At 69.7% G+C, this 25,262-nt stretch carries 22 protein-coding genes; 10 read left to right on the top strand and 12 right to left on the bottom strand.

Features of this window, described 5'->3' with window-relative positions; genetic code table 11:
• Positions 1-15 precede the first annotated feature (15 nt).
• The 3 genes from ACIRU3_RS00110 (at position 16) to ACIRU3_RS00100 (ending at position 3,947) form a co-directional block, all read left to right on the top strand.
• Positions 16-1,341: a PhoH family protein gene (locus tag ACIRU3_RS00110; protein ID WP_404049118.1), complete on the top strand. Its 1,326-nt coding sequence runs from the start codon at positions 16-18 to the stop codon at positions 1,339-1,341.
• Positions 1,342-1,741: 400 nt separating this feature from the next.
• The gene (locus ACIRU3_RS00105; protein WP_404049115.1) at positions 1,742-2,437 is read left to right on the top strand and encodes a transglycosylase SLT domain-containing protein; all 696 of its coding nucleotides are present in this window, start codon (positions 1,742-1,744) and stop codon (positions 2,435-2,437) included.
• A gap of 139 nt (positions 2,438-2,576) precedes the next feature.
• Entirely contained in the window at positions 2,577-3,947 is a 1,371-nt protein-coding gene (locus tag ACIRU3_RS00100; RefSeq protein ID WP_404049112.1) for an AI-2E family transporter, read from the top strand.
• A 27-nt stretch (positions 3,948-3,974) separates the two neighbouring features.
• Here ACIRU3_RS00100 and ACIRU3_RS00095 read toward each other — a convergent pair whose 3' ends face one another.
• Positions 3,975-4,508, bottom strand: a complete 534-nt coding sequence (locus tag ACIRU3_RS00095) for an alkyl hydroperoxide reductase (protein WP_404050484.1) — start codon at positions 4,506-4,508, stop codon at positions 3,975-3,977.
• A 1-nt stretch (position 4,509) separates the two neighbouring features.
• On the bottom strand, positions 4,510-5,064 hold the full coding sequence (locus ACIRU3_RS00090; protein ID WP_404049109.1) for a peroxiredoxin: 555 nt from the start codon (positions 5,062-5,064) through the stop codon (positions 4,510-4,512).
• A 134-nt stretch (positions 5,065-5,198) separates the two neighbouring features.
• On the opposite strand from ACIRU3_RS00090, the gene ACIRU3_RS00085 reads away from it, so the two are divergent.
• Positions 5,199-6,152 (top strand): LysR substrate-binding domain-containing protein, encoded by a 954-nt coding sequence (locus tag ACIRU3_RS00085; protein WP_404049106.1) that lies wholly within the window; start codon positions 5,199-5,201, stop codon positions 6,150-6,152.
• A gap of 220 nt (positions 6,153-6,372) precedes the next feature.
• On the opposite strand, the gene ACIRU3_RS00080 is transcribed toward ACIRU3_RS00085, so the two are convergent.
• The 5 genes from ACIRU3_RS00080 to ACIRU3_RS00060 all read right to left on the bottom strand — a co-directional run bounded on the left by ACIRU3_RS00080 (position 6,373) and on the right by ACIRU3_RS00060 (position 11,190).
• Complete coding sequence (locus ACIRU3_RS00080) at positions 6,373-8,721, bottom strand: ABC transporter permease (RefSeq protein WP_404049103.1); 2,349 nt, start codon at positions 8,719-8,721, stop codon at positions 6,373-6,375.
• Positions 8,718-9,407, bottom strand: coding sequence for an ABC transporter ATP-binding protein (locus ACIRU3_RS00075; protein WP_404049100.1), 690 nt, complete (start codon positions 9,405-9,407; stop codon positions 8,718-8,720). The genes ACIRU3_RS00080 and ACIRU3_RS00075 overlap by 4 nt, the downstream gene beginning before the upstream one ends.
• Positions 9,404-9,928, bottom strand: a complete 525-nt coding sequence (locus ACIRU3_RS00070) for a PadR family transcriptional regulator (protein WP_404049097.1) — start codon at positions 9,926-9,928, stop codon at positions 9,404-9,406. The genes ACIRU3_RS00075 and ACIRU3_RS00070 overlap by 4 nt, the downstream gene beginning before the upstream one ends.
• A gap of 93 nt (positions 9,929-10,021) precedes the next feature.
• Positions 10,022-10,258, bottom strand: coding sequence for a hypothetical protein (locus ACIRU3_RS00065; RefSeq protein ID WP_404049095.1), 237 nt, complete (start codon positions 10,256-10,258; stop codon positions 10,022-10,024).
• A complete protein-coding gene (locus ACIRU3_RS00060; protein WP_404049093.1) occupies positions 10,255-11,190 on the bottom strand; it encodes an SPFH domain-containing protein in 936 nt (311 codons plus the stop codon). Before ACIRU3_RS00060 ends, ACIRU3_RS00065 begins: the two co-directional genes overlap by 4 nt.
• A 216-nt stretch (positions 11,191-11,406) precedes the next feature.
• Between ACIRU3_RS00060 and ACIRU3_RS00055 the strand changes: the two genes are divergently transcribed.
• Complete coding sequence (locus tag ACIRU3_RS00055; RefSeq protein ID WP_404049090.1) at positions 11,407-13,794, top strand: transglycosylase domain-containing protein; 2,388 nt, start codon at positions 11,407-11,409, stop codon at positions 13,792-13,794.
• A gap of 53 nt (positions 13,795-13,847) precedes the next feature.
• Here ACIRU3_RS00055 and ACIRU3_RS00050 read toward each other — a convergent pair whose 3' ends face one another.
• The 3 genes from ACIRU3_RS00050 to ACIRU3_RS00040 form a co-directional block, all read right to left on the bottom strand.
• The gene (locus ACIRU3_RS00050; protein WP_404049088.1) at positions 13,848-15,956 is read right to left on the bottom strand and encodes a SpoIIE family protein phosphatase; all 2,109 of its coding nucleotides are present in this window, start codon (positions 15,954-15,956) and stop codon (positions 13,848-13,850) included.
• A gap of 280 nt (positions 15,957-16,236) precedes the next feature.
• A complete protein-coding gene (locus ACIRU3_RS00045; RefSeq protein WP_404049086.1) occupies positions 16,237-16,926 on the bottom strand; it encodes a DUF402 domain-containing protein in 690 nt (229 codons plus the stop codon).
• A gap of 72 nt (positions 16,927-16,998) precedes the next feature.
• A complete protein-coding gene (locus tag ACIRU3_RS00040) occupies positions 16,999-18,387 on the bottom strand; it encodes a class II fumarate hydratase (RefSeq protein WP_404049084.1) in 1,389 nt (462 codons plus the stop codon).
• 336 nt (positions 18,388-18,723) lie between these two features.
• On the opposite strand from ACIRU3_RS00040, the gene ACIRU3_RS00035 reads away from it, so the two are divergent.
• Together ACIRU3_RS00035 and ACIRU3_RS00030 are read left to right on the top strand one after the other, a co-directional pair.
• Complete coding sequence (locus tag ACIRU3_RS00035; protein WP_404049081.1) at positions 18,724-19,113, top strand: peptidase inhibitor family I36 protein; 390 nt, start codon at positions 18,724-18,726, stop codon at positions 19,111-19,113.
• A gap of 105 nt (positions 19,114-19,218) precedes the next feature.
• On the top strand, positions 19,219-20,130 hold the full coding sequence (locus ACIRU3_RS00030) for a hypothetical protein (RefSeq protein WP_404049079.1): 912 nt from the start codon (positions 19,219-19,221) through the stop codon (positions 20,128-20,130).
• Between the two features lie 165 nt (positions 20,131-20,295).
• On the opposite strand, the gene ACIRU3_RS00025 is transcribed toward ACIRU3_RS00030, so the two are convergent.
• Positions 20,296-21,966: a fumarate hydratase gene (locus ACIRU3_RS00025; RefSeq protein WP_404049076.1), complete on the bottom strand. Its 1,671-nt coding sequence runs from the start codon at positions 21,964-21,966 to the stop codon at positions 20,296-20,298.
• A 168-nt stretch (positions 21,967-22,134) separates the two neighbouring features.
• Here ACIRU3_RS00025 and ACIRU3_RS00020 point away from each other — a divergent pair, with 168 nt between their 5' ends.
• Together ACIRU3_RS00020 and ACIRU3_RS00015 are read left to right on the top strand one after the other, a co-directional pair.
• Complete coding sequence (locus ACIRU3_RS00020; protein ID WP_404049073.1) at positions 22,135-22,836, top strand: DUF1707 domain-containing protein; 702 nt, start codon at positions 22,135-22,137, stop codon at positions 22,834-22,836.
• Between the two features lie 175 nt (positions 22,837-23,011).
• The gene (locus ACIRU3_RS00015) at positions 23,012-23,386 is read left to right on the top strand and encodes a WhiB family transcriptional regulator (protein WP_404049070.1); all 375 of its coding nucleotides are present in this window, start codon (positions 23,012-23,014) and stop codon (positions 23,384-23,386) included.
• A 63-nt stretch (positions 23,387-23,449) separates the two neighbouring features.
• On the opposite strand, the gene glpX is transcribed toward ACIRU3_RS00015, so the two are convergent.
• The gene (gene glpX / locus ACIRU3_RS00010) at positions 23,450-24,484 is read right to left on the bottom strand and encodes a class II fructose-bisphosphatase (protein WP_404049067.1); all 1,035 of its coding nucleotides are present in this window, start codon (positions 24,482-24,484) and stop codon (positions 23,450-23,452) included.
• Between the two features lie 126 nt (positions 24,485-24,610).
• Here glpX and ACIRU3_RS00005 point away from each other — a divergent pair, with 126 nt between their 5' ends.
• The gene (locus tag ACIRU3_RS00005; protein WP_404049064.1) at positions 24,611-25,135 is read left to right on the top strand and encodes a DUF4245 domain-containing protein; all 525 of its coding nucleotides are present in this window, start codon (positions 24,611-24,613) and stop codon (positions 25,133-25,135) included.
• The last annotated feature ends 127 nt before the right edge of the window (positions 25,136-25,262 follow it).

Genomic DNA, 25,262 nt, shown 5'->3' with positions numbered 1-25,262 from the left:
GGGGTACGTCCTTCCGTGGTGACCAGCACAAAGCGCCACAAGCCAGATCGGCGCACGTATGTTCTCGACACCAGCGTTCTGCTGGCCGATCCGAACGCTCTGACCCGCTTCGACGAGCACGAGGTGGTGCTCCCCATCGTGGTGGTCACGGAGCTGGAGGCCAAACGGCACCATCCCGAACTCGGCTATTTCGCCCGCCAGGCGCTGCGCCTGCTGGACGACTACCGGGTGAAGCATGGCCGCCTCGACGCCCCCATCCCGATCGGAGAGCTGGGCGGAACCGTCCGTGTCGAGCTCAACCACTCGGACCCCAGCGTGCTGCCCACCGGCTACCGCCTGGGGGACAACGACTCCCGCATCCTCGCGGTGGCCCGCAATCTGCAGGCCGAGGGGTTCGACGTCACCGTCGTGTCGAAGGACCTGCCGCTCAGGATCAAGGCCTCCTCCGTCGGCCTGCTGGCCGAGGAGTACCGCGCCGAACTCGCCATCACGGGGAACTCCGGCTGGACCGGAATGTCCGAACTGACGCTCTCCGGCGAGCAGGTGGACATCCTCTTCGAGGAAGGGCACGTGTACGTGCCGGAGGCCTCCGACCTCCCCGTGCACACCGGCCTGACCATCCAGTCCGAACGCGGCAAGGCGCTCGGCCGCATCAGCGCCGAGGGCAACGTCCGGCTGGTACGCGGCGACCGGGAGGCGTTCGGCATCAAGGGCCGCAGCGCCGAGCAGCGCATCGCGCTCGACCTGCTGCTCGATCCGGACGTCGGGATCGTCTCGATGGGCGGCCGGGCCGGCACCGGCAAGTCGGCGCTCGCGCTCTGCGCGGGTCTGGAGGCGGTCCTGGAGCGCCGCCAGCATCAGAAGGTGATGGTCTTCCGGCCGCTGTACGCGGTGGGCGGGCAGGAGCTGGGCTATCTTCCGGGCAGCGAGGCCGAGAAGATGAGCCCCTGGGCGCAGGCCGTCTTCGACACGCTCTCCGCGGTCACCAGCCGCGAGGTCATCGAGGAGGTCACCGCGCGCGGCATGCTGGAGGTCCTGCCCCTGACCCACATCCGGGGCCGCTCCCTGCACGACGCGTTCGTGATCGTCGACGAGGCGCAGTCGCTGGAACGGAATGTCCTGCTGACCGTTCTGTCCCGAATCGGCGCGAATTCGCGGGTCGTTCTGACCCATGACGTGGCACAGCGGGACAATCTGCGCGTAGGGCGCTACGACGGTGTCGTCGCCGTCGTGGAGAAGCTGAAGGGACATCCGCTCTTCGCGCACGTCACGCTGACGCGTTCCGAGAGGTCCCAGATTGCGGCGCTTGTGACCGAAATGCTGGAGGACGGGCACATCTGACGTACTCCTGACGCCCCTTGGCGCCGTCCGGTAAAGGCCGAGAGCCTAGCCGGGCGGCGCCTTCGCGTGTGGCGGTTTCCAGAAATCCCCTGGGGCAAACAAGGTGTGAGCTTTCACACGTAACTCGGAATTGCCACCCGGCGTCGGGGTACGGCAGAGTCTCACTCCTGTCAGGCCCCGCATACGACACACCTGTACCCCCAGCGGTACGGCACCACAGAAGCACCACTTCAACTCCACAGAGCCGTCGTATGCCGCCCGAGCACCACACGGCACTCCCCTCGCGGGAGTTGCCCATCGGGCCCGTGCCTCCCGTGACCCCGCAGTTGGGAGGCCAGTGCCAGGGGCAAGATTGCGTCCGCCAGGGTCACCGAAGCGGGCGATGCTGGAAGGAAACCGTGTGAGCCGGATTTCGGTCCGGGGATTCGCAGTGGCCTCGGCCACCGCGGTCACCGCCGTCGGAAGCGTCGTCGGTGTTGCCTCGGGCAGCACTGCGCAGAACAACGACGCCGAGGCGACGGCAGCCGACACCACGCTCCTCGCGGACATACCCGCGGGTCAGCAGGCCCAGGTGCAGACCGCGTCCCTGACGCAGCAGGCCGACGCACAGGCCATCGCCGCGGACGCGAGCGCCAAGAAGGGCGCCGAGGAAGCGGCCCGCAAGGCCGCCGCCGAGACCGCGGTCGCGAAGAAGGCCGCCGCCGAGCAGGCCGCCAAGGAAGCCAAGGAGCGCGTCGAGGCGAAGGCCGCGGCCAGCCGCGACAGCGCCCGCGACTCCTCCAGCTTCCCCGTGCAGAGCAGCTACTCCGTGGCGCAGATCCAGGCGATGGCGCGTCAGATGGTGGCGAGCGGCCAGTACCAGTGTTTCAGCAACATCGTGGACCACGAGTCCAGCTGGAACTACCGGGCGGTCAACGCCTCCTCCGGTGCCTACGGTCTCTTCCAGGCCCTGCCGGGCTCCAAGATGTCGTCCGTCGGCGCCGACTGGCAGACGAACCCGGCCACCCAGATCAAGTGGGGCCTCAACTACATGAACAGCCGGTACGGCAGCCCCTGTGAGGCCTGGTCGTTCTGGCAGGCCAACCACTGGTACTAGGTCCCCCGGCCTCAGCTCAACCTTGCGCAGCCCCTCCCCGTCCTAGGGGGAGGGGCTTTCGCCCTGTACGGTCGTACCCGAACGACTCCAGGGGGGAGTGGTGGCGAGCACCCGGGGACGCGGGGGAAGAGGACTGATGATGGCGCGAGTGCCAGGGTGGCTCGGCCGGCTCGGTGCCGGACTGACCGAGATGAGCGAGCGCCTGGACGAGCGCCGTGCGGAGGTGGAGAAGGACACCGCGCCCGAACCTGCCATCGCGGACCGGCCCGTGGAGCCCGTGGAGCCGCCCGCCGCTCCCCGTCCGGCCGTTGCGGCGGTTCCGTCAGGTCCTCGTCCCGACCCCGCCCAGGCCGTGCCCTGGGGCGTGCGGGTCGCGGCCGAGGCCGGCTGGCGCCTGCTGGTCCTCGCCGGCACCGTCTGGGTCCTCATGCGGGTCATCAGCGCCGTACAGCTGGTGGTCTTCGCCTTCGTCATCGCCCTGCTGATCACCGCGCTGCTGCAGCCGACGGTCGCCCGGCTGCAGCGCCGCGGGGTGCCGCGCGGCCTGGCCACCGCGATGACCGCCATCCTCGGCTTCGTCGTCATGGGCCTGATGGGCTGGTTCGTGACCTGGCAGGTCATGGAGAACATCGACACCCTCTCCAACCAGATCCAGAGCGGCATCGACGATCTGCGCAACTGGCTGCTGAAGAGCCCCTTCCACGTCACCGACAAGCAGATCAACCAGATCGCCAAGAACCTCCGCGAGGCGATCGGCGCCAACGCCGACCAGATCACCTCCGCGGGCCTGGAGGGCGTTCAGGTCATCGTCGAGGCCCTGACCAGCATCCTGTTGGTGTTCTTCTCGACGCTGTTCCTGCTCTACGACGGCAAGCGCATCTGGCAGTGGTTCCTGAAGCTGGTGCCCGCCGCCGCCCGCCCGGGCGTGGCCGGCGCCGGCCCGCGCGCCTGGCGCACCCTGACCGCCTACGTCCGGGGCACGGTCCTGGTCGCCCTCATCGACGCCATCTTCATCGGCATCGGCATCTACTTCCTGGACGTGCCGATGGCCGTCCCGCTGGCCGTCTTCATCTTCCTGTTCTCCTTCATCCCGCTGGTCGGTGCGGTCGCCTCGGGTGCGCTGGCGGTGATCGTGGCGCTGGTGACGCAGGGCGTCTTCACGGCCGTCATGACCCTGCTCGTGGTGCTCGCCGTCCAGCAGATCGAGGGCCACGTCCTGCAGCCGTTCATCCTGGGCCGCGCGGTCCGCGTCCACCCGCTCGCGGTGGTCCTCACGGTGGCGGCCGGCGGCATGGTGGCGGGCATCGGCGGCGCCGTGGTGGCCGTACCGCTGGTGGCGGTGACCAACACGGTGGTGGGTTATCTGCGCCAGTACTCGCTGGAGAACGCCGTGCCCCGTCCTGCTCATCCGGCGCTCGAGGACGGGGTCGTCGCGGTCGGGGGCGGGTCCGTGGGCGCGGCCCGCGGGGAAGCCCGTGCGAACGCGGCGGACCCCGCCCACGAAGGGTGAGCGGGGTCCCGTACGGCCGCGGCCGGACTACTCGGAGAGAACGGCCTCGGCGTCGAGGGTGACGCCGACGGCCTGGACCACGGAGGCGATCTTGAACGCCTCCTGGACCACCTCACGGTCGACGCCGGCCTTGCGCAGCACCTGCTCGTGCGAGTCCAGGCACAGGCCGCAGCCGTTGATCGCGGAGACCGCGAACGACCACAGCTCGAAGTCGACCTTGTCGACACCGGGGTTGCCGATGACGTTCATCCGCAGACCCGCGCGCAGCGTGCCGTACTCGTGGTCGGACAGCAGGTGCCGGGTGCGGTAGAAGACGTTGTTCATCGCCATGATCGCGGCCGCGGACTTCGCCGCGGTGTACGCCTCCGGCGACAGGTTCGCCTTCGCCTCCGGCTCCAGCTCGCGCAGCACGATCGGGGAACGGGAGGCGATGGCGGTCGCCAGCACCGTGCCCCACAGCTGCTGCGCCGGCAGGTCGGAGTTGCCGATGACCGAGCCCAGGTTGAGCTTCAGGTCCTTGGCGTAGTCCGGGACGCGGGACTTGAGGGAGTCGAGCGACAAGTCACTCACCGGCCAGCAGCGCGACCGGGTCCAGTGTCTCGTCGCCCTTGCTCCAGTTGCACGGGCAGAGCTCGTCCGTCTGCAGGGCGTCCAGGACCCGCAGGACCTCCTTGGGGTTACGGCCGACGGAGCCGGCGGTCACCATGGAGAACTGGATCTCGTTGTTCTGGTCGACGATGAAGACGGCGCGCTTGGCGAAGCCGTCCTCGCCCTCGATGCCGAGGTCGCGCATCAGCTCGTGCTTCGAGTCGGCCATCATCGGGAACGGCAGGTCGCGCAGGTCGTCGTGGTCCTTGCGCCAGGCGTGGTGCACGAACTCGGAGTCACCGGAGAAGCCGAGGACCTGGGCGTCACGGTCGGCGAACTCGTCGTTCAGCTTGCCGAAGGCCGCGATCTCGGTCGGGCACACGAAGGTGAAGTCCTTGGGCCAGGCGAAAACGATCTTCCACTTGCCCTCGTAGGTCTTGTGGTTGATCGTCTCGAACTCCGAGCCCTTCTCCAGCGAGACGCAGGCGGCCAGTTCGAACTCGGGGAACTTGTCACCGACAGTGAGCACACGCTCTCCTTGCAGCGAAGAAACACCCCTTTTGAGGGTGTTTCTCATGGGGTTGGACGTACTTGATGTTGGCACAGGGTGCATTGATTAGGGAAATAGCTACACTTGGATCTGTTGATCGGAGGCAGTTATCAGTGACCATCAGTAACGGCAAGCGAAGGCAGCCGAGCCTCGCCCAGCTGCGTGCCTTCGCCGCCGTCGCCGAGTATCTGCACTTCCGTGACGCGGCGGCCGCCATCGGGATGAGCCAGCCCGCACTGTCCGGCGCGGTCTCGGCGCTGGAGGAGACCCTGGGCGTGACCCTCCTCGAGCGTACGACCCGCAAGGTGCTGCTCTCGCCCGCCGGCGAGCGCCTGGCCGTACGGGCGAAGGCGGTGCTGGCCGAGGTCGGGGCGCTGCTGGAGGAGGCGGACGCGGTCCGGGCGCCGTTCACCGGGGTGCTGCGGCTCGGGGTCATCCCGACCGTCGCACCGTATCTGCTGCCCACCGTGCTGCGGCTGGTGCACGAGCGGTACCCGCACCTCGACCTGCAGGTGCACGAGGAGCAGACCGCGAACCTCATCGACGGCCTGCACTCCGGCCGCCTGGACCTGCTGTTGCTTGCCGTCCCGCTCGGGGTGCCCGGAGTCGTGGAACTCCCGCTCTTCGACGAGGACTTCGTGCTCGTCACTCCGCTGGACCACTGGCTCGGCGGCCGCGAGGGCATCCCGCGCGAGGCCCTCAAGGAACTCAAGCTGCTGCTCCTGGACGAGGGTCACTGCCTGCGCGACCAGGCCCTGGACATCTGCCGGGAGGCCGGGCGCGAGGACGCGCCGGTCTCCACCACGGCCGCCGGACTCTCCACCCTGGTCCAGCTCGTCGCGGGCGGCCTCGGCTGCACGCTGCTCCCGCGCACCGCCCTCAAGCTGGAGACGACCCGCAGCAACCAGCTCCTCACCGGCTACTTCGCGGACCCCGCACCGAGCCGTCGTATCGCCCTGGCGATGCGGGCGGGCGCGGCGCGCGGCGCGGAGTACGAGGAGCTGGCGGCCGCCCTGCGCGAGGCCATGCGGTCATTGCCGGCGCGGGTGCTCGACGGGGACCGCTGACGGAACGGCCCCGTGCCGCCGGTGAATCGGCGGCACGGGGCCCGGGCGTGCGGGCCGGATCCGGGCGGCGGCTTCCGGCCGGCCGCTCCTCGTGCTGGTGGAGCCGGATCTCATCCTGGTGGAGCCGGGCCTCGCCATGGTGCAGCCCGGATCCGGCCGCCCCGGTCCTCCGGTTCTGCCGGGACCGTGGCGTCGGGCAGGCCCGGCCGCTCCGTGCCGGCTACTCCGTGCGCAACCCCTCCGGCCGCATCAGCCGCAGCAGCGGGGGCAGGCTGAGCAAGGTGACCGCGAGGACGACCCCCGCGCCGATGCCGGTCATCGTCAGCACGCCCGGCCAGTCGATGCTCACCGTCGCGCCGACCATCTTCAGCAGCACGGCGCCCAGTGTCAGCCCCACGAGCGAGGCGAGCAGCAGGCCGAGCGCGATCGGGATCGCCGTCTGCCACAGCACCGACAGGCTCAGGGTGCGCCGCCGGGTGCCGAAGGCGACCAGCGCCGAGAGCAGCTTCTTGCGCTCGCGCAGCTGCTCCAGCTGGGAGACCAGCAGGCTCGCGCCGATCAGTGCCAGGACGCAGGTGGCACCGGCGAGCAGGCCGGTCCGGATGGAGGTGAACTTCGTGGACTGCTCGGTGGACGCCCACACGATCGTGTCCGCCATCGGGTCGATCCGGGCTGCCGTGTTGCGGACGTACTCGTGCACGTCCGGCACCGACTCGTCGAGCGACAGATACACCTGACCGCTGACCAGCGGGGCCATCCGGTCGGGCACGGCGGAAGGCGTCATGAGCAGGTCGCTGCTCGTGTTCCCGCTCGGGCCGCTGATCGCGCGGACCTGCTTCAGGCCGGCCGGCACGGCCCAGACGAAGTCCCGGCCCTGGTAGAAGCCGTTGCCGGTGTCGAAGTAGAGCTTGCGGCCCGGTTCGGCGAGCTTCGCCGTGTCGGCGTCCATGTCCTTGTCCCCGCCCCGCGCCACGAAGACGTCCCCGTCGCGGCAGGAGGTCAGCCGCGCCACCCGGCGCAGTGCGGCGCAGTCACCGATGGTGACGTTCGTGCTGGTGTCGGGCCCCTTGCCGTTCCAGCTCCTGTCGCCCACTTGCAGGTCGCCCAGCGCGGTGGCCCTCCGTACGCCCTTGGTGGCGGAGAACTTCTCGGTGGCCGGGGCGAATCCGCTGCCCCGCGACAGCTGGACCTGCATCTGCGTCTCGTTGACGTCCTGGCCGGTGACCTTGGTGTAGTCGCCCTCGACGCCCGCGAACAGCATCTGCAGGGCGATCGCACCGGCCACCGCGACCGCGATGCCGTTCACCATGCGGGCTGCCGTACCACTGCTCAACTGCAGCCGTCGTACCGCCAGTTGCCAGGCGAGACCACCCGCTCCGAGCCGGGCAACCACCGCCTCGACGGCCCACGGCATCAGCGCGGTCACGCCGACGAGCAGCAGCAGGACGCCGCCGATCACCAGGTACTCGTTGAAGGCGCCGTTCGACCGGCCCTGGCCGATCATCGGGGCGAGCATCGCAAGGCCGCCCAGGGGCAGCAGCAGCCGCCACCACAGACGGCGCCGCGCGGGCTTGGCCGTGCGGACCACGCCCAGCGGCTCGATGACCACCCCGCGCAGCGCGAACAGGGTGACCAGCACCGCTGCCGCCGGGACGGCCACGGCGACCAGCACGGCCAGCGCGGGCGTGGGGTTGAGATAGCTGGGGAACACGCTGACATCCAGGATCTCGACCGAGCCCGCGAGCTGACGGCCGAGCAGGAAGAAGACCGTGCCGAAGACCAGCCCGACCAGCGACCCGGCGAGCGCCTCGCCCGCCGCGATCCGCCGGGTCATCCGGCTGTCGGAGCCGACCAGCCGCAGTGCGGCCAGCCTGCGGTCGCGCCGCTCGCCGCCGAACCGGACGGCCGCGGCGATGAACACGGCGACCGGCATCAGCAGGACCACGAACACGACCAGCACCAGCAGGATCAGTACGGGGTCCGCCCGCTCGTCCGAGGTCGGGTTCGGATTCCCGAACTCGCTGATCCGGGCCGTCTGCCAGCCGTTGATGCGCGGTGCCAGGTGCTTCGCGCCGGCGTAGTAGGCGAGTTCGTGCGAGCCGATGAGCCCGCTCTCGCCGATGGTGCCGACCACCCGGTACGGCAGCCGCTCGCGCAGCAGCTTTCCGTCACCCGAGTCGAGCAGCCGCTTGAGCGCCGGGGAGACCACCATGTCGCCCGGCGCCGGGTACGCGGACACGCCCGGTGCGAGCGGTGCACGCGGCCCCTCGGGCTCCACCAGGCGGCCGCGGACGTCGGAGCCGTGATAGCTCGTGTTGGCGTCCGAGATCACCAGGGTGTCGGCCGCCTTCGGCCTGTGCTTCTGGTCGTACGTGTAGTCGAGGCGGGCCTCGTCGCGCTGGTGTCGTACCGCCAGCGCGTTCGGGATCGCGGTGGTCAGCAGCAGCAGGGCCACGCCGAGCCCGACACCGACCGCCGTCAGCAGTACCCTGACCCAGCCCTCGCGCCCGCCGGTGAAGGCGAACCGGCCGCCCATGGCCAGATCCCTGGACCACTGCCGCACGCTCATATGGCGCGCTCCATGTCCCGGGACTTGCCGTCGCGTACGACGATCTCGCGGTCGGAGTAGGCGGCCACCCGCGCCTCGTGCGTGACGAGGACGACGGCGGCGTTGGTCGAGCGGGCCGCGTCGGTGAGCAGCTCCATCACGCGCTCGCCGTTGAGGGAGTCCAGCGCGCCGGTCGGCTCGTCCGCGAACAGCACCCGGGGCCCGGTGACCAGTGCCCGCGCCACCGCGACCCGCTGGCCCTGGCCGCCGGAGACCTCGCCGGGCCGCTTGCCCTTCAGGTTGTCGACCTCCAGGCGCTCCATCCAGCTCAGCGCCGCCTGTTCGGCCGCCTTGCGGGAGGTGCCGTTCAGCCTGAGCGGCAGCGCCACGTTCTCCACGCAGGTCAGCTCAGGTACGAGCTGTCCGAACTGGAAGACGAAACCGAACTCGCTGCGGCGCAGCGCACTGCGCTGGGTGTCGCTCATGGTGCCCAGCTCGCGTCCGGCGTAGGTGATCGAGCCCGAGTCGGGCGGCACGATACCGGCGAGGCAGTGCAGCAGCGTGGACTTGCCGGACCCGGAGGGGCCCATGATGGCGACGACCTCGCCGGGGTGGATGGAGAACTCGGCGCCGTCGAGCGCGAGCGTCGGGCCGTAGGCCTTGCGCAGATTCTCGGCGGTGAGCAGGGAGCCGGGGGGAGGATTCATCGGGACACCGCCTCGCGGAGCTTGTCGAGGCGTGCGGCGGTGAGCTCCAGCCAGCGCAGGTCGGCCTCCAGGTGGAACAGGGCGTGGTCGCAGATCAGCTGGTCCGCGAGGTCGCCCTTGCGCTTGCGGTCGGTCAGGATCCGCATGCTGCGCAGGTGTTCGGCGCGCTGGGTGTCGAGGATGTCGGCCGCGTTCCGGCCGGTCAGCAGCGCGAGGACGACCTTGGTGTAGAGGGTCGACTGGAGGTACTCCTCCGGTTTCTCCGGGGACGCGAGCCAGTGTTCGACGTCCGTGACGCCGGCGTCGGTGATGGCGTACCGCTTGCGCTCGGGCCCGCCGCCCGCCTCTATCCCGTCGACCTCCACGAGCCCGTTCTTCAGGAGCCGGGACATCGTCGAGTAGACCTGGCCGTAGTGCAGCGGCCGGTCGTGACCGAACTTCTCGTCAAAGGCCCGCTTCAGGTCGTAGCCGTGTCGGGGGCCGGACTCCAGGAGCCCTAGCAGAGTGTGACCGATGGACATGCGAGCACTCTACACACGGTGTATACGCGCCATGTATACGCGGAGTGTGTAGATCATGGCGGGGGGTGGGGAGGCGCAGGTGGGGGCCGATTGTCACGGTTCCGAAACAGGGGGCCTGCCCCGGCGCGGCAGCGGGCCGGTGTTCTTCGGCAGCCGCCCCGCATCGGCCAGCGCCTTGCGCAGCAGGAACTCGATCTGCGCGTTGGCCGACCGCAGATCGTCCCCGGCCCACCGCGCCAGCGCCTCGTACACCGACGGGTCCAGCCGCAGCAGCACCTGCTTGCGCTGCTGCGGCCGGCGCCGCGGGGTCTCTCCCGGAGAGTCCGTCACTGGTAGAGGGTCCCGGTGTTGAGCACGGGCTGCGGGGCGCGGTCCCCGCACAGCACCACCATCAGGTTGGACACCATCGCCGCCTTCCGTTCCTCGTCCAGCTCCACGATGTCCCGCTCCGCGATGCGGGCGAGCGCCGCCTCCACCATGCCGACCGCGCCGTCCACGATCTGCCGCCGGGCCGCGACGACCGCGCCGGCCTGCTGGCGCTGGAGCATCGCCGAGGCGATCTCGGGAGCGTACGCGAGATGCGTGAAGCGCGACTCGATGATCTGCACACCGGCCGCCTCCACGCGGGCCTGGAGTTCGACGGCCAGCTTCTCGGTGATCTCCTCGGCGTTGCCGCGCAGCGAGAGGCCGTCCTCCTCGTGGGCGTCGTAGGGGTACTCGATGGCGATGTGCCGGACGGCCGTCTCGGTCTGCGTGGCGACGAACTCGGCGTAGTCGTCCACCTCGAACACCGCCTGGGCGGTGTCCCGGACCTTCCAGACCACGACCGAGGCCAGTTCGATCGGGTTGCCGTAGGCGTCGTTGACCTTCAGGACGGCGGTCTCGTGGTTGCGCACCCGGGTGGAGATCCGGGTCCGCGAGGTGAGGGGGTTCACCCAGCGCAGGCCGTCCTGCCGGATCGTGCCCCGGTACCGGCCGAAGAGCTGGACGACCCGCGCCTCGCCGGGCGCGACCGTGTTCAGGCCGCGCATCGCGATGACGGCGGCGAGGAAGAGGGCGACACCGCCGACGATGAGCCCGGCCTTGGCGCCCGCGGCGGAGACCGCCGAGGAGGCGGCGAACAGGGCGACGGCGGCGGCGAGCCCGAGCAGGCCGAGGAGCAGGGCCAGCCCGCCGCCGATGCTGTGCGCCTGGAACTCCCGCACGCGTGGCGTGGGCATCTCGGGTACGTCGGCGGTCGCGGTCGCGTCGTGTGCGGACATGGATGGGTCCCCCGTTCTGGTGGTGCCTATCTTCGTTCTAGCTAAGTGATATCACTTTAAGCCTGAAGGCAACCCTGCGCCAGCCAGATCCGTCGGTTCCCTTGGAGCGGGTGCTCATTGTCACGTCCGTAAAAGAGCGGATCGGGCGCCCTTTGTCATATAGACGGGTGTTAGTTTTCGGAGCTGACCCCGAGAGGAAGCGGAGCGTAGGGAGCCATGGGACGAGCGGAAGAGAGACGAGCGCGACAGCGCGGTGGCCGCCGCGCGGCGCCCAAGCGCCGCCGCTCACAGACCCCTGTGGCATCGACCGGTGCCTCGCAGGCGACCGGCGCTGCGACGGCGACCGGCGGCACGACGGCGACCGGCGGCAGGTCCGCCAGGTCGGCCAAGCCCGCCAAGGGCCGAATACGCCGGCTCTTCACCTGGAAGAAGATGCTCGGCACGTTCCTCGGCGTGTGTCTGCTGGGCATCGGCAGCTTCATCGCGCTGTACATGTACGTCGACGTCCCTGAGGGCAACCCGCTCGCCTCGAAGCAGAGCAACGTCTACAAGTACAGCGACGGCTCGGTCCTCGCCCGCGTCGGCACGGTCAACCGCGAGATGGTGGACCTGGCCAAGGTGCCCAAGGGCGTCCAGCACACCTTCGTCGCGGCGGAGAACAAGAGCTTCTACCACGACTCCGGAATCGACGTGAAGGGCCTGGGCCGAGGCCTGTTCAACACGGTCAGCGGCCGGGGGACCCAGGGCGGGTCGACGATCACCCAGCAGTACGTCAAGAACTACTACCTCAACCAGGACCAGACCGTCACCCGCAAGCTCAAGGAGATGGTCATCTCCCTGAAGGTGGACCGGCGGCTGTCCAAGGACGACATCCTCGCGGGCTACATCAACACCAGCTACTACGGCCGCAACGCCTACGGCATCCAGGCCGCCGCACAGGCCTACTACGGCAAGGACGCGAGCAAACTCGACGTCGAGCAGGGTGCCTACCTCGCCGCGCTGCTCCAGGCGCCCAGCCAGTACGACTGGGCGGTCGCGGGCCCCGTGGGCAAGAAGCTGGTCCAGCAACGCTGGAACTACGTCCTGGACAACATGGTCGAGCAGAAGTGGCTCGACCCCGCCGAGCGCCAGGCCATGAAGTTCCCGTACCCCAAGGACCCCAAGGGCACCCCGGGTGAAGAGGGTCAGAAGGGCTACCTCGTCCAGCTCGCCAACCAGCAGCTGGTGGAGCGCCTGATGGCGACGGAGGGCATCAAGCGGTCCGACGCGGAGGCCCAGGTGGTCGACCGCGGCTGGACCATCACCCTGAACATCGACAAGAAGAAGCAGACCGCCCTGGAGAAGGCGGTCAAGACGCAGCTGACCAGCAAGCTGAACCCGAAGAAGCGCAAGGTCGACGACCACATCCAGGCCGGCGCCGTGTCCGTGGACCCCAAGACGGGCAAGATCGTCGCCATGTACGGCGGTCAGGACTACTTCAAGCACTACATCAACAACGCCACGCGCCGCGACTACCAGCCCGCCTCGACGTTCAAGCCCGTCATCCTCGCCGCCGCGCTGGAGCAGAACGCCACGACGCAGGAGGGCAAGCCGGTCAACGCCAACACGGTCTACGACGGCACCAGCGGCCGTCAGGTCGTCGACCACGGCAGCAAGGTCGGCTTCGGGCCGCCGAACGAGGACCACGTCGACTACGGCCCCATCACCGTCCAGAAGGCGATGAACCAGTCCGTCAACTCGGTCTTCGCCCAGATGGGTGTCGACGTCGGCATGTCCAAGGTCATGGACACGGCCAAGCAGCTGGGCATGGACACCGAGGGCATGCAGGCGGTGCCCGCCCAGACGCTCGGCTCGATGGGCGCCAGCCCGCTGGAGATGGCCGGGATCTACGCCACGTTCGACAACCACGGCTACAAGGTCACGCCGTCCATCGTGAAGACGGCCGATCAGAAGGACCACCAGGTCACCATGGGGGACCCGATCGGCGGCCAGGTGATCAGCCGCACGGCCGCGGACACGGTGACCTCCGTGCTGACCGGTGTGGTCGACGACGGTACGGCCAGGAAGAACGTGGCGAACAACCCGCTGCGCAACGGCCAGCAGGTGGCCGGAAAGACCGGTACGTCGGACGAGAACAAGTCCGCCTGGTTCACCGGCTACACACCCGACCTGGTCACTTCCGTCGGCCTGTTCGGCGAGGACATGAAGAAGAAGGCCCATGTGACGATGGTGGGCGCCACCGGCCTGCTCCCGTCCCCCGGCCGTGTCAACGGCGGCACCTACCCGGCGGAGATCTGGGCCGGGTACACCTTCGGAGTCACGGACAAGGCGAAGTTCGACCTGAACACCACCCAGGGCGCGGCCGTCGAGCCGACGGACACCCCGACGTTCAGCCAGTCGCCGTCCCAGACCCCGTCGAACACCCCGAGCAGCCGGCCTCCGACGTCCTCGACCCCGTCCAGGACGCCCTCGCAGACGCCCTCCCAGACGCCGACGCAGACACCGCCCACCCAGACACCGCCCACCCAGACCCCGACCACCGGGCAACCGACGGGCGGTGTCACGGACAACCCGCTTGATCCGGAGGGGAACTTCGGGCAGTAGGCGGCGCACGAAAGAGGGCGCCCGGGGGATTCCCCGGGCGCCCTTCGGCGTGCTCAGGCCCGGTTCAGCTCGAACCAGACGACCTTGCCGGTGCTCAGCCGGGTCGCTCCCCATCGCCGGGCCAGCCTGTTGACCAGGTACAGCCCGCGGCCGCCCTCGTCGGTGGCCCGGGCCTGGCGCAGGCGCGGCAGTTGGGGCACGTCGTCGCCGACCTCGCAGCGCAGCACGTCCGTGCGCAGCAGCCGGAGCGTGACCGGGCGGGTGGCGTAGCGCACGGCGTTCGTGACGACCTCGCTGACCAGCAGCTCCACCGGGTCCGTCAGCTCCTCCAGGTCCCAGCGGGCCAGCGCGCGCCGGGCCAGCCGGCGGGCCTGGCCGGGGGCCGCGTTCTCCGGCTCCAGGGTCCAGTACGCCACATCACTGGGCGCGATCCCGTCGAAGCGGGCCGCGAGCAGCGCGATGTCGTCGTCCCGGTCGCCCGGGCCGAGCATGTCCAGCACCTCGTCACACAACGCCTCCAGCGGCGGCGGATGGTCGGGGCCGGTCAACTGGGCGGTCGCGGCCAGCCGTTCACGCAGTTGCTCTATGCCGGTCCACACGTCCCGCAGCCGGGACTCCACCAGGCCGTCGGTGTACAGCAGCAGCGTGGCCCCGGCCGGTGCGTCCAGCTCGACCGCCTCGAAGTCCACCCCGCCGACGCCGATCGGCGCGCCCGGCGGCACCCGCAGCACCTCCGCGCGGCCGCCCAGATGCAGCAGTACCGGCGGCGGATGGCCCGCGTTGGCGATGGTGATGCGATGCGTGACCGGGTCGTAGACGGCGTACAGACAGGTCGCCATGCGGTCGGTGCCCAGGCGCTGCGCCTGCTCGTCCAGGTGGTGCAGCACCTCCTGCGGGGGCAGGTCGAGACCGGCCAGGGTCTGGGCCGTCGTACGCAGCTGGCCCATGATCGCCGCCGAGGTCATGGAGTGCCCCATGACGTCACCGACCACCAGCGCCACCCTGCTGCCGGGCAGCGGGATCGCGTCGTACCAGTCGCCGCCCACCCGCGCGGTCTCCGCGGCCGGCAGATAGCGCGAGGCCAGCCGCACACCGGTGGGACGGGGCAGGGTCTCGGGCAGCATGGTGCGCTGCAACTCGTCGGCGATGTAGGCCTCCCGGCCGTACAGCACCGCCTTGTCGATGCCGAGCGCGCTGTGCGTGGCCAGCTGTGCGGCCACCAGCAGGTCGTCCGCCTCGAACGCGAGCCGCTCCGGGCGGCGCAGGAACAGCGCCGCGCCGATCACCCGGCGCCGGCCGCGCAGCGGCGCGAGGATCGCGTGCTGGCCGCCCGGTACGACCGCCTCGCCGCCCTCGCCGAGCAGTTCGGGCAGCGCGGCCCGGGCGGCGGGCGCGTCGGCGAACACCGGCCGGACCCCGCGCAGCACCTCGTTCAGGGCACCGCCGGGGCGCACTTCGCACAGCTCGGTGGTCAGCGAAGACAGCTCCGAGAGCGCCGACGGCTCCGGCTCGGGCTCGGGGAACGGCGGGAGCGGCAGGCCGCCCTCGGTGTCCCGTTCGTCCGGTATCCGGTCGGTTCGGCGCAGCCGCAGCACCACCGGGCCGGTGGGGCGCTCGTCACCGACCGGCAGCGGGTCGCGGAGATAGACCAGGATCGCGTCCGAGAACGTGGGCACGGTGGCGCGGCACAGCCCCATCACGATCTCGTCCAGATCGATGCCGCGGGCGATCCGTCGGGTCGCCGCGCCCACGAACCTGAGCCGGTCCCCGTCGCGCCGCATCGGCATCGGCCGCCCCGGCGGCAGTCCCCGCCCGGTACGGCGCTCCTGGCCGCCCGGCACCTTCTCCTGCTCGGTGCCCGGCTGCGGCGGAATGACCTCCGGCGCGGGACGCGGGCGGTGAGTGTCCGGTTCGGCGGTTGCGGGCTGGGAGTGCTCCGGGCCGTTGACTGGGGGCTCCTTCCCCTTGTTCCCCTTGCCGCAGGGCGCGGTCGTCCCCGGACCGGAGGGCGGACCGTCCGCCCGGGCCTGTGCCGGTAAGGCCGGGTTCCCGAGCGGCTTCGGGGTACGCAGCAGCGCCCCGCGGGCTTCCGCGGGGTCGACGCCCGGCTGGGGGCGCTCGTAGGAGGAGGTGGGCTGCTCCGTCACGCGTGTCGAATCCATCCGTCCGGGGCTGCGCGGCGGGCGCGCAGATGGTCCCGCCGAAATTCCGATACCCGGAATACGTGCCCCAGGAACGGAATTCCCGCGTGGTCAGAGGTTGTTCCTGTGCCGCCGGCGAACCCTTCCGGGTCGGCCGTGGTGTTGCCCTCGTACCCCTCGCTCACGTCCTGCCGCCCCTCGGTGACGTATGGTCAAGCCCGGCGCATGCTCCGGTAGTTGCTGTAGCGCCCCCTTGCGGAGGACGATCCTACGGTTGTGGACCGGGGGCGCATCAAGGGTCTCATGAGGACACGTGCGCGGGCGTACGGTCCCAGTCCTCGGGGAGTGACGGTACCGCCCAGGAGGGATCCGGGCGCCAGTGCTGCCAGCTGTCCGAGAACGGAGGGCCCCAGGCGCCGATCACCTCCACCGCGGCCCTGCCGGCCTCCCGCACCCGCCCCGCGGTCGCCTCGTCCATCAGTCCGTCCCGCTGGGCCTGAGCGAACTCGTCCTCGTCCCGCCAGTGCCAACTGCGGTCCGGGTGCACCGAGATGTCCAGGTAGTAGTCCTCGGAGTCCACACCGCCCGCCCAACGGGCCAGCGGCCGCTCCAGGTTGACGTACCAGTTCTTGAAGTGCCAGCCCGGGTCCCAGAACAGCCACACCGACCAGGGCTCGCCGGGCCGGGCCAGCTTCAGCACGCCCGTGCCGAACCACCGGTCCCGCTGCACCGCGCGCGGCTTGGTGTAGCGGGACTCAAGTGGTTCCAGGTGCACGGGGGTGCCGTCGGCCAGCACCGGCTTCACACACTCGGTGCCCGGCGCCATCCATACCGCGAGCAGCGCTTCGTCGTCCCGGACGACGGTGACGGGACGGGCGATATGGAAGCCGTCACCGGCGTTCTCCCGGTACCGCCACAGGATCGGGGTCCCGGGGGTCCAGCGCGTCGCAGGTTCCGCCGCCACTCGTCTCACCGCTCCGTCGTCCGTCATGCACAGATATTAGGTGCCGCAGGCATACGACGCTGCGGTGCGCGTCACGGTTCAACTGCGCGGCGCCACTTGTCACGGATGCGTCATCCGCAGGACATCCAGCGCTTCGTCCAGCTGCTCCAGGGTGAGGTCGCCGCGCTCCACGTACCCGCCCTCCAGCACGACCTCCCGGATGGTCTTCCGTTCCGCCAGGGACCTCTTGGCGACCTTCGCGGCCTCCTCGTAGCCGATGTACTTGTTCAGGGGGGTCACCACGGAGGGCGACGACTCGGCGTACTCCCGGGCCCGTTCCCGGTCGGCGGTGATGCCGTCGACGGTCCGGTCGGCCAGCAGCCGGGAGACGGCCGCGAGCAGGCGGATCGACTCCAGCACGTTCTTGCCGATGACCGGGAGCATCACGTTCAGCTCGAAGTTCCCGGAGGCGCCGGCGGTGGCGATGGCCGCGTCGTTGCCGATCACCTGGGCCGCCACCATGAGCACGGCCTCGGGGATCACCGGGTTGACCTTGCCCGGCATGATCGACGAGCCGGGCTGCAGGTCGGGCAGCCGGATCTCGGCGAGTCCGGTGCGCGGCCCGGAGGCCATCCAGCGCAGGTCGTTGGCGATCTTCGTCAGCCCGACGGCGATGGTCCTCAGCTGCCCGCTGGTCTCCACGATCCCGTCCCGGGCGCCCTGCGCCTCGAAGTGGTCCCGGGCCTCGGTGAGCGGCAGCCCGGTGACCCGCGCGACCTCCCTGATCACCGCGGCGGAGAACCCGGGCGGTGTGTTGATCCCGGTCCCGACGGCCGTCCCGCCCAGCGGCAGTTCGGCCAGCCGGGGCAGCGAGGCGCGCAGCCGCTCGACGCCGTACCGCACTTGGGCCGCGTACCCGCCGAACTCCTGTCCCAAAGTCACCGGTGTCGCGTCCATCAGATGCGTCCGCCCGGACTTCACGACGTCCGCGAACTCCTCGGACTTGCGGGTGAGGGAGTCCGCGAGGTGCTCCAGCGCCGGAATCAGGTCGTGGGTGACGGCGCCGGTCGCGGCGATGTGGAGGGACGACGGGAACACGTCGTTGGACGACTGCGAGGCGTTGACGTGGTCGTTGGGGTGCACGTCCCGGCCGAGCCGCTCACCGGCCAGTGTGGCGAGGACTTCGTTGGTGTTCATGTTGGACGAGGTCCCGGACCCGGTCTGGAACACGTCGACGGGGAACTGCTCGTCCCACTTCCCCTCGGCGACCTCGGCGGCCGCGTCCTGGATCGCCTGCGCGACGTCCTCGTCCAGCACCCCCAGGTCGGCGTTCACCTTCGCCGCGGCCGCCTTGATCCGGGCGAGGGCCTCGATGTGAGTTCGCTCGATGCGCTGCCCGGAGACGGGGAAGTTCTCGACGGCACGCTGTGTCTGTGCCCGCCACTTGGCGTGGGCGGGGACTCGGACCTCGCCCATGGAGTCGTGCTCGATGCGGTATTCGTCGCTCATGCCGGGTACAGCGACCGGGGAGGCGGCAATGTTCCTGTCATGGGCCCGAACGGGTCAGGCCGGAATCCGGAGGAACCTGTTCCGCTACGGCCCCGAGCTTAAGCGGCGGAAGTGATTCCGCAAAGGGAATGGGTGCTATTAACCTGTTTTGAAGCGAATTCCAACGCCGTCGTACAGGTCTCGGTGGGTGGTCGTACCTATTCCGTTGACCTTGATCGTTGTGGCCGGTAGTGTGCGCTTTCGCAAGCGGAGAATATGCGCAGACAACGGAGATATTCGGTGAAGTCTAAGAGAGCCATCGTCGCTGGCGCCGCAATTCTGGCGACTTTCGTGGGAATGGCACAGGGCACCGCGTCCGCCGATAGCCGCAACATTACGGACCACAAGGGGAACACCGGCCGGTGCGCCTCCAGCCACGTGTGCCTTTACTACAACTCGGGTGAGTCCGGCGCCAAGTTCAGCGTCTACTTCGACGACAACAACGTCAATGTGACGGCGGCCATACCGAACCTCGCCGGTCACTACTTCGACTCCTCCGGCAATGGCGCGGGGCAGTCGGTGAAGAACAACGCCGCCTCGGCCGAGGTCCACGCCGACCTGTGCTCCATGTGGATCTACTACAACAGCAACTACGGCGGCAACGTCGACTACCTGGGCGGCAGCGGCTATGGCCAGCTCTGGTACACCTACAACCAGAACGCCTCGCTGCAGGCGGGCTGCCCGTAATTCATGCGCCGGCCCCGACCGATTTCCTCGGTCGGGGCCGTAAGGCTTTGTAGTGCAGCCCGCGGATCGCCACGGATCGCAGGGCGACCGAAGAATCGATGGAGCATGCGACACGTCAGGAACACCCTCACCACGGCCTGCGCCGCAGCCGCCCTGCTGGCGCTCTCCGCCTGTGCCGGCTCCGCGGACCCCCCCGGCCATTCCTCCGGGGGTGCGGCGTCCACCGAGCAGACGCAGCGGCCGTCGCACGGCGAAGGCGCCCAGTCGTCCGCAGGCAAGGACGTCAATCCGCTCCCACTGCCGGTGCAGAAATATCTCATGGCGCCGAACAAAATGCGGGGAATCAAGACCGCGACCATCATTCTGGTCAACGAATGCCTGCGGCAGCGGAACATTCCGACGATCGAGCAGCCCGCGAACGGGGCGGATCGGCAGAGTTACCCCGACCCCTATAAGGTCGGGCGGCGCTACGGGGCCATCGTCAAGGCCGATATGCTGACCTACGGCTATCACCTCTCGCCCGCCTGGCTCGGCGGCACCACGAAAGCCGCGGCTCCCAAGATATCGGACCGGCAGGAAGCCGCCATGGACGGACCGGCGGGATGTCTCGCGGTGGCCCAGGGGAAGCTCATGGGGAAAATCACGCTGGACTCCCCGGTCGCCCGGCAGATCAGCGGGCGGAGCTTCGTGGAATCCATGAAGGATCCCGGGGTGAAGGCGGTCACCGCGAAATGGTCGGCCTGCATGGCCAAGCGGGGTTATTCCTACACGGATCCTCTGCAGGCCCTCACCAAGGCTGATCTGGGGCCGCCGAAGCCGAGTGCCGAGGAACTGCGTACGGCGGCCGCCGACTATGCCTGCAAGGAATCCACCCGGCTGACCTCCACGTGGCAGAAGGTCGAGAGCGGAATCCAGGACCGGGAAATAGCGAAGCACCGGGCGGCCCTGGAGAAAGAGAACGCGCAGCGGGCCCGGATTGTGGCGAAAGCGGAACAGATCATCGACCGGAACGGATGAATCGTCGGCGGACGCGCTCGTCCGACGGCACCTCTCAGCCCGTCCGGCGTTGAGGACGAGGCCCCTTCAGAGCCCGCTGGGCGGGGTCGAAAGGGCGGCAGCCCCTGGGGATGGGACGGGTAGGGGCGGCGGGGGCGAAATCCCGCTCCCGTCGCACCGACGGCGTTACGCCAGGCCGGGGCCCCGCACCGGGATCGAGGTGAATGTCGGCGCCGGGGCAGGATCCTGGAAGAAGTCGTTGCCCTTGTCGTCCACCACGATGAACGCCGGGAAGTCCTCGACCTCGATCTTCCAGACGGCCTCCATGCCCAGCTCCTCGTACTCGAGGACCTCGACCTTCTTGATGCAGTCCTGGGCGAGACGGGCGGCGGGGCCGCCGATGGAGCCCAGGTAGAAGCCGCCGTGGGCGTCGCACGCGTCGGTGACCTGCTGGCTGCGGTTGCCCTTGGCCAGCATCACCTTCGAGCCGCCCGCCGCCTGGAACTGCTCCACGTAGGAGTCCATGCGGCCGGCCGTCGTCGGGCCGAAGGAACCGGACGCGTAGCCCTCGGGGGTCTTCGCCGGGCCCGCGTAGTACACCGGGTGGTCCTTCAGGTACTGCGGCATCTCCTCGCCCGCGTCCAGCCGCTCCTTGATCTTGGCGTGCGCGATGTCGCGGGCCACGACCAGCGGGCCGGTCAGGGACAGCCGGGTCTTGACCGGGTACTTCGTCAGCTCGGCGAGGATCGTGTCCATCGGCTGGTTCAGGTCGATCCTGACGACGTCCGCGGACTCGTCCAGGTGCTCGTCCGTCGTCTCCGGCAGGAAGCGTGCCGGGTCCCTCTCCAGCTGTTCGAGGAACACGCCCTCGGCGGTGATCTTGGCGACGGCCTGGCGGTCCGCGGAGCAGGAGACGGCGATCGCGACCGGGCAGGAGGCGCCGTGCCGGGGGAGGCGGACCACCCGGACGTCGTGGCAGAAGTACTTGCCGCCGAACTGCGCGCCGATGCCGATCTTCTGGGTCAGCTCGAAGACCTTCTCCTCCAGCTCCTTGTCCCGGAAGCCGTGGCCGAGCGGCGAACCCTCGGTGGGGGCGTTGTCCAGGTAGTGCGCGGAGGCGTACTTCGCGGTCTTCAGCGCGTACTCGGCGCTCGTACCGCCGACCACGATCGCCAGGTGGTACGGCGGACAGGCGGCCGTGCCGAGCGAACGGATCTTCTGCTCCAGGAACTTCATCATGGAGGCCTCGTTCAGGACGGCCTTCGTCTCCTGGTACAGGAAGGACTTGTTGGCCGAGCCGCCGCCCTTCGCCATGAACAGGAACTTGTAGGCGCCGCCGTCGGTCGCGTACAGCTCGATCTGCGCCGGGAGGTTGGAGCCGGTGTTCTTCTCCTCCCACATGGTGAGCGGAGCCATCTGCGAGTAGCGCAGGTTGAGCTTGGTGTAGGCGTCGTAGATGCCGTGCGACAGGTGCTTCTCGTCGGCGCCTTCGGTGAGGACATTCTGCCCGCGCTTGCCCATGACGATCGCCGTGCCGGTGTCCTGGCACATCGGCAGCACGCCGGCCGCCGCGATGTTCGCGTTCTTCAGCAGGTCGAGCGCCACGAACTTGTCGTTGCCCGACGCCTCCGGGTCGTCGATGATGCGGCGCAGCTGCGCCAGGTGGGCCGGGCGCAGATAGTGCTGGATGTCGTGGATGGCCTCCTCGGCCAGCTTGCGCAGCGCCTCCGGCTCCACCTTGAGGAACGTGCGCCCGTCCGGTCCCTCGACGGCGGACACACCCTCCGAGGTCACCAGCCGGTACGGGGTGGTGTCCTCGCCCTGGGGGAGCAGATCGGTGTACGCGAACTCAGGCATCTCAGCCCATTCCTCACTCTGGCGGACGGCCGCCCGCCGACGCTGGCGGGCCCCACCAGCGTAGAACCTGCCGCCGACACGGATCCTGTGAGGTAAGGCTCAGTTCCCGGACACCCGGGTCCCCCCGCCCCCTAGTCGCGATCTATCGCGTTTCGGTACGCTGCTGCCGTGGACCTTCAGAAGCACGCCCAGCCCCAGGACGCCGCCCCGCGCGTGACCGATCTGCGCGCCTCGGACGCCGACCGTGACCGCGTCGCCGACATCCTCCGCGAGGCGCTGGCCGAGGGCCGGCTGACCGCCGACGAGCACGCCGAGCGGGTGGAGGGGGTGCTGCACGCCAAGACGGTCGGTGAGCTGGAGGTCTTCATCCGCGACCTGCCGGCCGCCCATCAGCGGCCCGCGGCCTCCGCCTACGCGCCCGCCCCGCCCCGCCCCGCGCCCGGCGCGATCCCGGCCGAGGCCGACGCCAACGTGGTCGCCGTCTTCAGCACCGCCATGCGCCGTGGCCGCTGGCGGGCCGGACGCCGGCTGCACGCGTACGCGGTCTTCGGCTCGGTCGAGATCGACCTGAGCGAGGCGATCTTCGAGTACCAGCAGGTGGTGATCAAGGCCGTCTCGGTCTTCGGTGACGTACAGATCCGCGTCCCGGAGAACGTCTCGCTGCGCGGCACGGGCGGCGGCGTGCTGGGCAACTTCGAGGTGAGCCCGCTGGACTCGGTCGATTCCGATGCGCCCGTGGTCTACGTCGACGGCTGGGCCGTACTCGGCAATGTCGAGGCGAGGCCCAAGCGCGGCAGGCGCGTGGCGGACATCCTCGACCGCGTCCAGGACAAGGTCGACAGGAAGCTGCGCAAACACCTGGACCGTTGACGGTCGCGAATCCGCCGGTGATCGGAAGGGTGCGGTCCCGCCGCGGCGGGTAGCCGGGGGCGTGAACAAGCCGCCGCGCGCCTGCGGTTGGAAACGCAGTGCATAGGCGCGCGCACAGCGGGTAGGCCTTGCTGCATCGTCGCTCACTCGCGAAGCCGTCGTCAGGAGTAGACCCGTGCTGCAACCGCCGCATTCGTCCCTGCAGGTAGCCGCCGTTCCGGCCCAGCGGGTGCCAGCGCGCGACAGGGACCAAGACGCCCCCTGGCACACCGAAGCCGTGTGCCGGCGCGACGAGGCAGGCCTCTTCTTCGCCCCGTCCAAAGAGCCCACGGCGGCCCGTCTGTCTCGTGAGGAGGCCGCCAAGCGCGTCTGCGCGCGCTGTCCCGTCATGGTCGAGTGCCGCGAACACGCCCTCCTCCAGCCCGAGCCGTACGGCGTCTGGGGCGGCCTGACCGCGGCGGAACGCCGAGTGGTCCTGGCGCGGCGCCGCAGGCGCGAGGTGGAACTGAAGAAGACGGCGGGGGCGACGACGAACCGCATGGCGGGTTAGACACGACTGTGGGCGCCCTCTCCGCACCGAGGGCGCCCACCGCCTTTGCCCTGCTCTTCGGTGCTACTTGGCCCGGTCGAAGTCGACCGCGCTGTAGGCCCGCAGCTTGCTGAGCCGGTGCTCGGAGTCGATCCGCCGCACCGTCCCGGACTTCGACCGCATCACGATGGAGTCGGTGGTCGCGGTCTCGGACCGGTAGCGGACCCCGCGCATCAGCTCGCCGTCGGTGATACCCGTGGCGACGAAGAACACGTTCTCCCCGGTCACCAGGTCCTCCGTGGTCAGCACCCGGTCCAGATCGTGCCCGGCGTCGATCGCCCGCGCACGCTCCTCGTCGTCCTTGGGCCACAGCTTGCCCTGGATGGTGCCGCCCAGGCACTTCACGGCACAGGCCGAGATGATGCCCTCAGGCGTACCGCCGATGCCGAGCAGCAGGTCGATGCCCGTGCCCTCGCGCAGCGCCAGGATCGAGCCGGCCACATCGCCGTCGGAGATCAGCTTGATGCGCGCGCCGGCCTCCCGGACCTCCTTGATGATGCCCTCGTGCCGCGGCCGGTCCAGGATGACGACCGTGACGTCCTCGGGCGCGGACCGCTTGGCCTTGGCGATCCGCCGGATGTTCACGGCCACGGGTGCGTCGATGTCGACGAAGTCCGCGGCCTCGGGGCCGGTGACCAGCTTGTCCATGTAGAACACGGCGGACGGGTCGAACATGGCGCCGCGCTCGGTGGCCGCGAGGACGGCGATGGCGTTGGGCATGCCCTTGGCGGTCAGGGTGGTGCCGTCGATCGGGTCGACGGCGATGTCCACCTCGGGCCCGGTGCCGTCGCCCACGCGCTCCCCGTTGAAGAGCATCGGGGCCTCGTCCTTCTCGCCCTCGCCGATGACGACGACGCCGTTCATCGACACGGTGGAGACGAGGGTCCGCATGGCGCGCACCGCGGCACCGTCGGCGCCGATCTTGTCGCCGCGCCCGACCCAGCGGCCGGCGGCCATGGCGGCGGCCTCGGTCACCCGGACGAGTTCCAGGGCGAGGTTGCGGTCGGGGGCCTCGGAGGGGACGTCCAGCTCGGACGGGAGGTGATGATGCTCGGTCATCGGAGCGCACCTTTCTGATACGACGACGGCCGGATGAGGGTGTACCCCCGACTCTATCGTTAGGCAGACAAAATGAGCAGGGGACCCCACGGATGAGCGCCCCGGGCACCTGCGACGATAGAGGGCGTGGCAGGTTCGAACGGTAAGCAGAAGACGGTCCGGGACATGATTCTCTCCCTGGGCCTCATCGGGTTCGCGGCGGGGTTCATCTATCTCCTGGTCCCGCACGACGATCACGCTCCCGACATCAAGCGGGTCGACTACCGGGTCGAGCTGCTCACGGCGCGCCGCGCGGCGAGCTACCCGGTGGCCGCCCCGGAGGGCCTGCCGGGGACCTGGAAGGCGACCTCGGTGCGTTACCAGGGCGAGAACTCCGACCGCTGGCACCTCGGTTTCCAGGATCCCGAGGGTCAGTACGTGCAGGTCGAGCAGTCCACTCAGAAGCGTGCCGACTTCATCGACCAGGCCAGCCAGGGCGGCTCGGCGACGAAGCGGACCGAGAAGATCGGCGACCGCACCTGGACCCGCTACACCGGCGGCCGCTACGACGCCCTGGTCCTGGAGAACACCCCCGGCTCCACGACGGTGGTGGCCGGTACGGCCTCCTTCGACCGGCTGACCAAGATGGCGGCGGCGCTGACACTGCGGTGAGCGCGCACAGGTGAGAGGCCCCCGGCAGTTGCCTTCCGTTCTAGTGGTCGTCGCAACACCCCAGCTCAGGGGATGCGATGGACTTCGAGATTCGGGAGGGGCGCAAGCCTCAGGGGCCCCGCAAGTT

This window comes from Streptomyces sp. NPDC101151 (genome assembly GCF_044768335.1).
Classification (GTDB): Bacteria; Actinomycetota; Actinomycetes; order Streptomycetales; family Streptomycetaceae; genus Streptomyces.
This window is presented reverse-complemented; position numbering and strand designations above follow the sequence as displayed.